At 65.4% G+C, this 11,246-nt stretch carries 9 protein-coding genes and 1 tRNA gene; 5 read left to right on the top strand and 5 right to left on the bottom strand.

Annotation, left to right across the window (positions count from 1 at the left end):
• Window positions 1-277: 277 nt before the first annotated feature.
• Genes thrB through argS form a run of 5 tightly spaced genes read right to left on the bottom strand, consistent with a single transcriptional unit; the run spans window position 278 to window position 6,795 of the window.
• Window positions 278-1,252 (bottom strand): homoserine kinase, encoded by a 975-nt coding sequence (gene thrB / locus QRN45_RS02200; RefSeq protein WP_241707402.1) that lies wholly within the window; start codon window positions 1,250-1,252, stop codon window positions 278-280.
• A gap of 2 nt (window positions 1,253-1,254) precedes the next feature.
• The gene (thrC, locus tag QRN45_RS02195; RefSeq protein WP_078108465.1) at window positions 1,255-2,361 is read right to left on the bottom strand and encodes a threonine synthase; all 1,107 of its coding nucleotides are present in this window, start codon (window positions 2,359-2,361) and stop codon (window positions 1,255-1,257) included.
• Window positions 2,362-3,678 carry a homoserine dehydrogenase gene (locus QRN45_RS02190; protein WP_241707401.1) on the bottom strand — a complete coding sequence of 439 codons (1,317 nt, stop codon included), beginning with the start codon at window positions 3,676-3,678 and terminating at the stop codon, window positions 2,362-2,364. It abuts the gene before it with no gap.
• Complete coding sequence (lysA, locus tag QRN45_RS02185; protein WP_284762348.1) at window positions 3,671-5,140, bottom strand: diaminopimelate decarboxylase; 1,470 nt, start codon at window positions 5,138-5,140, stop codon at window positions 3,671-3,673. The genes QRN45_RS02190 and lysA overlap by 8 nt, the downstream gene beginning before the upstream one ends.
• Before the next feature lie 5 nt (window positions 5,141-5,145).
• Window positions 5,146-6,795, bottom strand: a complete 1,650-nt coding sequence (gene argS / locus QRN45_RS02180; RefSeq protein ID WP_241707399.1) for an arginine--tRNA ligase — start codon at window positions 6,793-6,795, stop codon at window positions 5,146-5,148.
• Window positions 6,796-7,014: 219 nt separating this feature from the next.
• Here argS and QRN45_RS02175 point away from each other — a divergent pair, with 219 nt between their 5' ends.
• The 5 genes from QRN45_RS02175 to QRN45_RS02155 all read left to right on the top strand — a co-directional run bounded on the left by QRN45_RS02175 (window position 7,015) and on the right by QRN45_RS02155 (window position 11,240).
• On the top strand, window positions 7,015-7,434 hold the full coding sequence (locus QRN45_RS02175; RefSeq protein ID WP_078108462.1) for an FMN-binding protein: 420 nt from the start codon (window positions 7,015-7,017) through the stop codon (window positions 7,432-7,434).
• Between the two features lie 4 nt (window positions 7,435-7,438).
• Window positions 7,439-8,311 (top strand): FAD:protein FMN transferase, encoded by an 873-nt coding sequence (locus tag QRN45_RS02170; protein WP_284762345.1) that lies wholly within the window; start codon window positions 7,439-7,441, stop codon window positions 8,309-8,311.
• Window positions 8,308-9,828, top strand: a complete 1,521-nt coding sequence (locus QRN45_RS02165) for an FAD-dependent oxidoreductase (RefSeq protein WP_284762344.1) — start codon at window positions 8,308-8,310, stop codon at window positions 9,826-9,828. The genes QRN45_RS02170 and QRN45_RS02165 overlap by 4 nt, the downstream gene beginning before the upstream one ends.
• A gap of 87 nt (window positions 9,829-9,915) precedes the next feature.
• Window positions 9,916-9,988 (top strand) — tRNA-Arg (locus QRN45_RS02160).
• 235 nt (window positions 9,989-10,223) lie between these two features.
• Window positions 10,224-11,240, top strand: a complete 1,017-nt coding sequence (locus QRN45_RS02155; protein ID WP_284762373.1) for a M4 family metallopeptidase — start codon at window positions 10,224-10,226, stop codon at window positions 11,238-11,240.
• The last annotated feature ends 6 nt before the right edge of the window (window positions 11,241-11,246 follow it).

The following is an 11,246-nucleotide window of genomic DNA, read 5'->3' as shown; positions in this document are numbered from 1 at the left end:
GTCCAGACCTGGAGCTGGACGCGATGATTTGTTCTGGACTGCAGTTCAGATCTGCAGCCGTGATTTCGGTCTTGCCGGTTTAGTTTCAGCAGGGCCGGATACTAATACGTCTTCGATGCTCCGGCGGGCGGGGCGCGGGCTGACGGTCCGGGTAACAGAAAGGGTTCTGTGGCACCTGCGACAGGCCGATAAGGAGACGACACCGGCAGACTTCGACACAGTAGGAGACGGGAACGGCATCTAGCCGGGATCCAATGTCAGGGAACTGCCCGCGGTTCTACCGCCGGTGCAAGTCCACTCTAGCACCTTCAACGTCCACTGCCAGTGTCATCACGCGCCACGCAACGTCCGGTGTGTTGTCCGCGGTGAACGTTTTAATCAATTCGGCAACCGCCCCGGCTTCGTCCGCGCCGTTGGCCAGCGCCAGAACGGTGGGACCCGCTCCCGAAACGACAGCCGCATGTCCCGCAGACCGCAATGCCTTGATCAGCGCCGCACTTGGCCGCATTGCCTCTGCGCGGTAGCTCTGGTGCAGGTAGTCCTCGGTCCCGGGAAGCAGGAAACGGGGATCGGACGTCAAGGCGTGGACCAGGAGGGCGGCACGCCCTGCGTTCATCGCTGCCGCGTGGTGGCCGACGGAAGCGGGCAGCAGCCCGCGGGCGGTTTCCGTGGACAGTTCGTAGTCGGGGACGGCCACGATCGGGATGACCGCCGGGACCACCTCCGCACGGGTACTGCTGTACTGCTCGCTGTCCTGCCACGACAAGGCCAGTCCGCCGAAAATCGCGGGTGCGACGTTGTCCGGGTGCCCTTCCATCTCGCTCGTGAGCTGCAGGATCCATTCGCGGTCGCGCTGGGCGGATTCGGGGACCAAGGCGTTGGCAGCGGTAACGGCCGCAACCACGGCCGACGCCGAGGAGCCAAGTCCACGGCCGTGCGGATTGACGTTGTCCGCGGTGATCTTGAGGCCGCTGTGCCGGAAACCGAGGCGTTCCAGGGCCATGGTGAGCGCACGCACTACGAGGTGGCTGCCATCGCGAGGGAGGGACTCGGATCCCTCGCCGGAGAGCTCGAACTCGAGCTCTCCGGTGCTGAGCGTTTCGACAGTCAGGGTGTCGTAGATCGACAATGCCAGGCCGAGGCTGTCATAGCCCGGGCCCAGGTTGGCGCTGGTGCCCGGGACCCTGACGGTCAGCTGCTGGCCTGCCGCGACAAGCTTGAGACCCGTCGCGGTGGGCTGCGTGGTTTCCACTCTTAGTTTTCTTCCAGTCCCAGTTCGGATGCCACGGTCACGACGTCGTTCGGTACCTTGACCGGCTGGACGTCGCTTCCGTCTTCGGTGCGGAGGGCCCACTGCGGGTCTTTGAGTCCGTGACCGGTGACCGTGATGACGATCGTCTTTCCGGTGGGAACCTCGCCGGCCGCGTGCTTCTTGATGAGGCCGGCGACGCCTGCGGCGGAACCGGGTTCCACGAAGACGCCTTCCTTGGCGGAGAGCCAGCGGTGGGCATCGAGGATTTCCTCGTCGGTCACGGCGTCGATGAAGCCGCCGGATTCATCGCGTGCCGCGATGGCAGTGTCCCAGGATGCCGGATTGCCGATGCGGATGGCCGTGGCGATCGTGTCCGGTTCGGTGATGGGGTGGCCTGCCACGAACGGTGCCGCGCCTGCCGCCTGGAATCCCCACATGGCCGGAGTCTTGGTGGAGACGGCGGGAAGGGTGCCGGCCGTTGCGGACTCGAAGGGCGCGGAGTACTCCTTGTAGCCCTTCCAATACGCGCTGATGTTGCCCGCGTTGCCGACCGGCAGGACGTGGATGTCCGGAGCGTCTCCGAGGGCGTCGACGATTTCGAAGGCACCGGTCTTCTGGCCTTGGATGCGCGCCGGGTTGACGGAGTTCACGAGGAACACCGGGTAGGACTCGCCGAGCTTCCGGGCGATGTCCAGGCAATTGTCGAAGTTCCCGTCCACCTGCAGGAGCGTGGCACCGTGCGCGATCGCCTGGCTGAGCTTGCCCATGGAGATCTTGCCTTCGGGGACGAGCACGGCACACTTCAGCCCGGCGGCCGTGGCGTAGGCCGCGGCGGAGGCCGAGGTGTTGCCCGTGGAGGCGCAGACAACGGCCTTGGCGCCGGCTTCGACAGCCGCCGTCATGGCCATCGTCATGCCGCGGTCTTTGAAGGATCCGGTGGGGTTCATGCCCTCCACCTTCAGGTAGACCGTGGAACCGGTGAGTTCGGAGAGCTTCTGCGCGTGGACCAGCGGGGTTCCGCCCTCGCCGAGGGTAATGACCTTCGTGGCTTCCGTCACAGGCAAACGATCAGCGTATTCGCGGATTACTCCGCGCCATTGGTGAGCCACTTAGACCCCTTCTACCCGCAGGACGGATGTCACAGAATTGATGACGTCCAGGCCCTTGACGGCCTCGACGGTTGCCGCGAGTGCGGCTTCGGATGCGCGGTGGGTGACGATCTTCAGCTCGGCCGACTCAACCTTCGAGCCGGCGTCGCGGTGGATTGTCTGGCGCATGATCTCAATCGACACGCCGTTCTCCGCGAAGATGTGGGTGATCCGGGCCAGCACTCCGGCCTGGTCGGCGACGTCGAGGCCGATGTAGTAGCTCGTCGTGGAGGCGTCGATCGGCAGCGCGGGCACGTAGCCGGTGGTGGTCTCGGTGCGGCCGGGACCGCCGAGCACCACCCGGCGGGCGGCCGAAACGAGGTCGCCCAGGACGGCGGACGCCGTGGGGGTTCCGCCGGCGCCCTGGCCGTAGAACATCAGCTCGCCGGCATTCTCGGCTTCGATGAAGACTGCGTTGAACGCACCACGGACTGCTGCGAGCGGGTGTTCGCGGGGCAGGAGGGTGGGGTGGACGCGGACCGAAATGCCGTCGTCGCCGTTTGCGCTGGTGATCTTCTCGGCGATGGCGAGAAGCTTGATGACGAAGCCCGCTTCCTTCGCGGCGGCAATGTCAGCCGCGCTGACCTTGGTGATGCCTTCGCAGTAGACGTCTTCGAGCGCGAAGCGCGTGTGGAAGGACAACGACGCAAGGATGGCGGCCTTGGCCGCGGCGTCATGGCCTTCGACGTCGGCAGTCGGGTCGGCTTCAGCGTATCCGAGGCGTTGGGCCTCGGCCAGCGCGTCGGCGAACTGCGCACCGGTGCTGTCCATCTGGTCGAGGATGAAGTTGGTGGTGCCGTTGACGATGCCCAGGACCCGGGTGATGCGGTCGCCCGAGAGGCTGTCGCGGATGGGGCGCAGGATCGGAATGGCTCCGGCGACGGCGGCCTCATACGAGAGCTGGACGCCGGCCTTGTCGGCTTCTTCGTAGAGCGTCGGGCCATCCTGTGCCAGGAGCGCCTTGTTCCCGGTCACGACGCAGGCACCATTCTGCATGGCAGTCAGGATGAGCGAACGGGCCGGTTCGATGCCTCCCATGAGCTCGATCACCAGGTCGGCGTCCTTGGCCAGGGTATCGGCGTCGGTGGTGAACAGTTCGCGCGGCAGTTCGACGTCGCGCTCTGAATCGATGTTTCGCACGGCGATGCCGGACAACTGCAAGCGCGCGCCGGTGCGGGCCGCAAGGGCGTCGGCGTCGTCAAGGAGAATCCGCGCTACCTGGGCCCCGACATTGCCACAGCCCAGCAGGGCCACCTTCAGGGTTCGCACTTCAGACATTCGCCACTCCCATGTCGCGGTTCAAGAGATCTTCTTCGGTTTCCCCGCGGACGATCAGCCGGGCGGATCCATTGCGCACAGCGACAACGCCAGGCCTGGCCAGATAGTTGTAGTTGCTTGAGAGGGCCCAGCAGTAAGCGCCGGTTCCCGGTACAGCGAGCAGATCACCGGCTGCCACGTCTTCGGGCAGATATACATCTCTAACAACTATGTCGCCGCTCTCGCAATGTTTGCCCACTACTCGGGACAACTCCGGGGCGGCACCCGAGGCCCGCGAGGCGAGAATGGCCGAATAATCCGCGTCGTACAGCACCGGACGGGCGTTGTCGCTCATGCCGCCGTCCACCGACACATAGCGGCGAGGGAACGTAACGTTTTCTTTGGCCCCGGCACCCGCGGGTGCGTCCACTCGAACAGTTTTCAGCGTTCCCACCTCGTACAAGGTGAACGTGCTGGTGCCCACGATCGCGCGGCCCGGTTCGATCGAAATGCGCGGCGGGGTGATCCCCAGCCCAGCGCACGTGGAGCGTACGACGGCGGCCATCGCCTGCGCGATCTCGGCAGGCGGGCGGGGGGTGTCCACCGGGGTGTAGGCGATGCCGTAGCCGCCGCCCAGGTCCAGTTCCGGCAGGACGATGGAGTACTTCGCCTGCATCGCTGCGAGGAATCCCAGCAGCTTCTCGGCTGCCAGGGCGAAGCCGTCGGGCTCGAAGATCTGGGAACCGATGTGGCAGTGCAGGCCCAGGAGTTCCACGTTGGAGTACGAGGTGGCCGCCGCGACGGCTTCTTCGGCGGCCGAAAGGCCGGCCGACTCGGTAGTGTCCCCGGCCATGGAGAGACCGAATTTCTGGTCCTCGTGGGCCGTGGCAATGAATTCGTGGGTGTGGGCGTGGACGCCGGGAGTCAGCCGCAGCATGACCTTCGCCGTCTCGCCGCGGCCGGAGGCTATCTTGGCAACCCGCTCAAGCTCATCGAGGCTGTCCACCACGATGCGGCCGAGCTTCATGTCCAGTGCGCGGTTGATTTCGGCGTCGGACTTGTTGTTGCCGTGCAGCCCCAGATGGGCACCGTTGATGCCGGCGCGCGCCGCGACGGCGAGTTCTCCCCCGGAGCACGTGTCCAGGCGCAGGCCTTCTTCCGCCACCCAGGCGGCCACGGCAGTGCACAAGAAGGACTTTCCGGCGTAATAGACATCCACTCCCCCGCAGATGTCCTCGAAAGCTTCGTCGAAGGCATGCTTGAAGGAGCGGGCACGGGCCCGGAAATCGCCTTCGCTCATGACGAACAGCGGGGTGCCGAACTGAGCCTTGAGTTCGCTGACGGGAACGCCATCAATGGCGAGTTCGCCGTCGTCGTTCCTCCGGACACCTTCGGCCCACATCGGCGCGTGCAGCGCGTTCAGGTCTTCCGGCACGGCGAGCCATCCGGGCGCAAGGGGTGAGGCGGGGGCGTTGTTCTGCACGCTGATCACATCCGTTCCGGAGCTGAAACGCCGAGGAGTTCAAGTCCGTTCGCCAGCACCTGGCTTGTGGCGTCGTTGAGCCACAGCCGCGTGCGGTTGACGTCCTGGACGGCTTCATCGCCCAGCGGCGAAACGCGGCAGGCGTCGTACCAGCGGTGGTAGGCACCTGCGATAACCTCGAGGTGGCGGGCCACACGGTGCGGCTCGCGGAGCTCCGCGGCCTTGGCCACGATGGACGGGTAGCTGCCGAGGTAGGACAACAGCTCGTTTTCGGTCGCGTGGTCCAGCAGCGACGCGTCGAACGCGCTGTGGTCCACGCCGGCGTCGATCGCGTTGCGTGCCGTTCCCCGGGAACGGGCGTGCGCGTACTGCACGTAGAACACAGGATTTTCGTTGCTGTTCTTCTTCAGCAGCTCCGGATCCAGTGTCAGCGGCGAATCCGCGGGGAAGCGCGCCAGCGAGTAACGCACAGCGTCCTTCCCGAGCCACTCGATAAGGTCCTTGAGCTCGATGATGTTGCCGGCGCGCTTGGACAGCTTGGCGCCGTTGACCGACACCAGCTGTCCGATCAGGACCTCGATGTTGACCTCGGGATCGTCGCCCGCACAGGCGGCGATGGCCTTGAGCCGGTTGATGTAGCCGTGATGGTCGGCCCCGAGCAGGTAGATCTTCTCCGTGAAGCCGCGGTCCTTCTTCGACAGGTAATACGCGGCGTCGGCAGCGAAATACGTGGGTTCCCCGTTGGCACGGATCATCACGCGGTCCTTGTCATCGCCGAAGTCCGTGGTGCGCAGCCAGACTGCCCCGCCGTCGTCGAACACGTGGCCCTGCTCCCGGAGGCGGGCGACGGCGGATTCGATCGCGCCGCCGTCGTGCAGTTCCTGCTCGGAGAAGAAGACGTCGAAAGCCACGCCGAATCCGGCCAGGGTGTCCTTGATGTCCTTCATCTGGGCCTTGTAGGCGGCGGCGCGGATGACCGGCAGCGCTGCCTCGTCGGTCAGCTCGCGGATTGCCGGGTGGGCCTTGAGGACCTCGTCGCCGAGCTCCCGGATGTACTCGCCCGGGTAGCCGCCCTCCGGAACGCCGCGTCCGTGCAGGCGGGAGAGCACCGAGTTCGCAAAAACGTTCATCTGCGAGCCGGCGTCGTTGATGTAGTACTCCGCGGTGACGTCCGCACCGGAGGCGCGGAGGACGCGGGCGATGGAATCGCCCAGCGCGGCCCATCGCGTGTGGCCGATGTGCAGCGGCCCCGTGGGGTTGGCCGAGACGAATTCCATGTTGACTACATGGCCTGCGAGCGCCTGGTTGGTTCCGTAGGAGCTTCCCGCCTCGACGATGACCTTGGCCAGCGCGCCGGCGGTGGCCGCGTCCACGGTGATGTTAAGGAAGCCGGGGCCAGCGATGTCCACGGCGGTGACGCCGTCGATCGCTTCGAGCCGCTTGCCCAGGATCGTGGCGAATTCCCGCGGGTTGGTCCCGGCTTGCTTGGCAAGCTGCAAGGCGATGTTGGTGGCCCAGTCGCCGTGCTCCCGGTTCTTGGGTCGCTCCACGCGCACGTCCTCGGGGAGGGCAGATTCGGAAAGCGCAAGCTCGCCAGCGGCGACAGCGTCTTTCAGGCAGGCGGATATGGCGGCTGAGAGTTCTTCGGGAGTCACCCGTCTAGCCTACCGGTGGGGCTTGCAACTGGTGGAATTCTTATGCTTGGCAATGCGCACATGCGGGCACCAGCGCGCACCCAGCCGACGCCCAGCTTCGCCCAGTAGAGCTCCCAGACTGAACCGATAGGCTGAAATCAACGTCAATCGTGTGATCGGCCCACGGCCTGGAGCACTATGCATTGACCCTTTTCGAGTCCAGTTGAAACGAGCAGAACCATGACTACGCCACTCCGCAAGGGCCTCTTGGTAGGCGCCGCCGGCCTCACCCTCGCCAGTTCGGTGGCAGCTTGCGCCCCTTCGGCCCAAGGCAGCACCCCGCAGAAGACCTCCTCGATTTCCGGCCCGTACAAGGACGGAACCTATAGTGCGGACGGTGACTACATTTCACCCAACGGCGGCGAAACCGTCGGCGTCCAACTGACCTTGGCCGGCAACACCATTTCCGCTGTGGACATCACCGTCCATGCCAACAACCCGAACACCCAGGAGTTCCAGGGACAGTTCAAGAACGGCATCGCCGCGCAGGTTGTCGGCAAGAAACTGGACGAGATCAATGTCTCGAAAGTAGCGGGCTCCTCCCTGACGAGCGAAGGATTCAACAAGGCCGTGGAAACCATCAAGTCCGAGGCCAAATAGCGGCATGACGCTCACGGGCTGGAGCGTTTTCAGCTTCGACGGCATCGGGACCACGTGGGAAATCTCGACGCCGGAGGACCTCCCGGAGCGGGTGCGCGCCGGCTTGCTCGGCGTCGTGGAGGACTTCGACCGAAGCTACTCGCGTTTCCGGGACGACTCCCTGATTGCAGTGCTCGCCCGTGAACCCGGCACCGTCACCCTTCCGGCCGGGGCCGGCAAGCTGGAACAGCTTTTCAAAAAGCTATACCACCTCAGCAACGGTGCCATGACTCCGCTCATTGGCAGCAGCCTCGAGCGCCTGGGCTATGGCGCAGACTACGCTTTGCGGCCCCTCGGCCATCCGGTGCCGGCGCCGCGTTGGGAAGACGTCCTCGTATGGAGCGGCACGTCGATCTCCGCTTCCGCTCCCGTGGTCCTGGACATCGGCGCTACGGGAAAGGGCCAATTGGTGGACCTTCTGGCCTCGGTCCTGCGCGGAGCGGGAACCGAGGAGTTCCTGGTCGATGCGAGCGGCGACATGCTCCATTCCGGCACGGAACCATTGCGCGTGGCCCTCGAACACCCCTACGACCCCACCCAGGCGATCGGCGTCGTCGAACTGCGCGACGGCGCGTTGTGCGCTTCCGCCGCCAACCGCCGGACGTGGGGCGACGGCCTGCACCATGTCCTCGACGGCGCCACCGGGCGCCCCATCGAGACGGTCGTGGCCACGTGGACCATGGCTGCGACGGCAATGGAAGCCGATGCCCTGGCCACAGCACTCTTCATGGTTGATCCGCCGGTGCTGGAGACAGAATTCGAATTCTCCTGGCTCAAGGTCTATTCGGACGGACATGCCGCCTATTCGGCCGGCTTCGAAGGGACACTGTTCACATGATTGCCATCAAAGCGCGCGTGGATGCCTGGCTCGGCCATTTCACGATGTACCGGCTGATTCTTTGGGTCCTTGGCGTGCTTGCGGTGTACAGCCTGGTGCTGAACGCGCTGGGCTGGCTCACCTTCGGGCTGCCTGAAATGCTGGTCCACCTTGTGCTGTGCCTGGGCCTGACGTACGCGTCCAACCGGCTCGTGGCCATGCTCTTCAAGGTCCGGCCGCATTCGGAGTCCTCGCTGATCACAGGCCTTTTGTTGTACTTCCTGTTCTGGCCCACTGAGCTGGTTCCCTCGGTCCAGGTCCTCGATCTCGCCGGAGTCGCCGTGGCGTGCGTCCTGGCCTCGGCATCGAAGTATGTATTGGCCTTCCGCGGGCGGCACATCTTCAATCCCGCCGCCGCGGGCGCCTTCATCGCGGGGCTCACCGGCTTGAACATCGCCACGTGGTGGGCAGCAACCCCGGCCATGCTGTGGCTCCTGGTGCCCGGCGTGCTGCTGGTGCTGTACCGGACGCTGAAGGTGCTCATGGCCTGCACTTTCCTGGTGGTGGCGGTCTCGGTGGTGTGCGTCTTGCTCCTGCGGGGCGGCATGACCTTCGGACCCGCCGTGTGGCAACCGATCGCGCAGCAGCCGCTTCTGTTTTTCGTCGGCTTCATGCTCACCGAACCGCTTACCTTGCCTCCCCGCCGTTGGCAGCAGGTGGCGCTGGCCGCCGTCGTGGCCTTGTTGTTCGCGGTGCCTTACAACGTGGCGGGCGTCGCCAACTCGCCGGAACTCGCTCTGCTCATTGGAAACCTCCTCGCGTTCCTTGTGGGGCAGCGGGGCGGAATCGTGCTGACGTTCAAGGGCTCGCGTCCCCTGACCCCCTTCACCACCGAGTTCCGTTTTGAGCCACGACGGCCCGTCCGCTTCCTTCCGGGGCAGTTCATGGAGCTCAACCTTCCGCACTCGCGCTCGGACGGCAAAGGGCGGCGACGGGTGTTCAGCATCACCAGCGCGCCTGACTCGCCCGAGATGACCTTCGGCGTCGGCACGGCGGAACCCGTCTCGGCAGCCAAGCGCGTGTTGCTCGCGCTTGAGCCTGGACAGTGCGTCCATGGAACCGCCGTGGGCGGCGACTTCGTCCTCCCGCCCGACGCCGGCAAACCCTTGCTGCTCATCGCGGCGGGAATCGGGATTGCACCTTTCCTTTCCCAGCTGGCTGCCGGCGACTCAGCACGAAGGGACATCATCGTGCTGTATCTCGCCCCCAGCGCCGCCGAACTCGCCGGGTGCGATGTCCTCGAGGCCTCGGGGGCACGGGTCATCGCCCGGCTTTCGGACGGTTCCCTCCCGCCGTCGTTCATGCACGACGCCGGGCGGAGCCGCATCGATGGCGACTCCCTGCGGGCGCTCATCCCCGATGTGGCCGAACGGGACGTGTACGTCTCCGGGTCTCCGGCAAACGTGGACGCCCTTCGCTCAGCCGCCCGCCACGCCGGAGCCCGACGAATCCATGTGGACGCTTTCGCGGGCTACTGACGGCTCGCCCGCACCCGTTTTCCGTTGCGGCGCGGTGACCTGCTAAGCTCATGGACGTCCCTCCGGCAACGGACGGGAGCCCCGGATGCCCTCGTAGCTCAGGGGATAGAGCGTCTGCCTCCGGAGCAGAAGGCCGTAGGTTCGAATCCTATCGAGGGCACAACAGAAAACCCCGCCAGTTCAAGGAACCGGCGGGGTTTTTTCTTTGCCCGGCCGCGTTGCCGGTTTTGGGTTACAGACCAGTCGGCGTGCCCGCACGGGGCCCACCCGCCGTCGTGATCCGGGACATGCCGCAGCGGGCCGGCTAAAAAGTCGGTGGCCGCTCCTAAGCTGTTCGTACCCGTCCACGAGGTACGAAAGGGTTCGCCGTGATCTGTTCCATCGTTCCGCCGTACATGCTGCGAAGGCTGGCGGCCCAACATGAGCCCCGCCTGCGCGTTATTGCGCGGGCGGCCAAGGAATCCCTGCTCCACATCAAGAACCTCCAAGCGGTCCGCTCGCTTCCGGTGCCGGCCCCGGTGCCCACTGCGCGCCAGGCGAAGCCCGGGCCGCCCAAGCGCACCATCTACGACGCCGGCTCCACCGAAGCCTTGCCGGGCAAGGCGGTCCGCAAGGAGAAAGGCCCGGCGACGGGCGACGCCGCCGCCGATGAAGCCTACGACGGACTCGGCGGAACCCACGCCCTTTATGCGGAAGCGTTCAGCCGGAATTCGATCGACGGCGCCGGCCTGAAACTCGACGCCACCGTCCATTACGGCGAGCTGTACGACAATGCCTTCTGGAACGGCGGCCAAATGGTCTTCGGTGACGGCGACGGCGAGATCTTCCAGAGGTTCACCAAGTCGCTCAGCGTGATCGGACACGAGCTCGCCCACGGCGTCACCCAGTACACGGCAGCACTCGCCTACCAGAACCAGGCCGGAGCGCTCAACGAATCCATGTCGGATGTTTTCGGGGCACTCGTGGAGCAGTATGCCAGGAAGCAGACTGCTGCCGAGGCCAGCTGGTTGATCGGCGAGGGCTTGTTCACCGACGCCGTCCACGGCACCGGCCTCCGGTCCATGAAAGCACCCGGTACTGCGTATGACGACGACGTTCTCGGCAAGGATCCGCAACCGGACTCCATGGACAAATACGTCCGCACCACCGCGGACAACGGCGGTGTCCACATCAATTCGGGCATCCCCAACCGGGCGTTCTCCCTTCTTGCCCTGGAGCTGGGTGGCAATGCCTGGGAAGCTCCGGGACAGATCTGGTACAACACGCTGACCAGCGGCTCACTGCCCGCCACCTGCACGTTCGGCCGCTTTGCGAAAGCCACGGCCGCGTCGGCGGAGGAACTCTTCGGCGACGGTTCACGCGAGCATGACGCAGTCCGTAAGGCATGGGAAACTGTGAAGGTAAAGCTCTAGCAACAC

It is taken from the genome of Arthrobacter sp. efr-133-R2A-63 (assembly GCF_030209795.1).
GTDB classification, from domain to species: domain Bacteria; phylum Actinomycetota; class Actinomycetes; order Actinomycetales; family Micrococcaceae; genus Arthrobacter; species Arthrobacter bambusae_A.
The sequence above is the reverse complement of the archived record's forward strand: the minus strand, read 5'-3'. Positions and strand labels throughout refer to the sequence as shown.

Bases quoted from the DNA above. Each gene is read 5' to 3' on its own strand.
- QRN45_RS02190 (WP_241707401.1), bottom strand. From the start codon at position 3,678: ATGTCTGAAGTGCGAACCCTGAAGGTGGCCCTGCTGGGCTGTGGCAAT.
- QRN45_RS02175 (WP_078108462.1), top strand. From the start codon at position 7,015: ATGACTACGCCACTCCGCAAGGGCCTCTTGGTAGGCGCCGCCGGCCTC.
- QRN45_RS02170 (WP_284762345.1), top strand. From the start codon at position 7,439: ATGACGCTCACGGGCTGGAGCGTTTTCAGCTTCGACGGCATCGGGACC.
- QRN45_RS02165 (WP_284762344.1), top strand. From the start codon at position 8,308: ATGATTGCCATCAAAGCGCGCGTGGATGCCTGGCTCGGCCATTTCACG.
- QRN45_RS02155 (WP_284762373.1), top strand. From the start codon at position 10,224: ATGCTGCGAAGGCTGGCGGCCCAACATGAGCCCCGCCTGCGCGTTATT.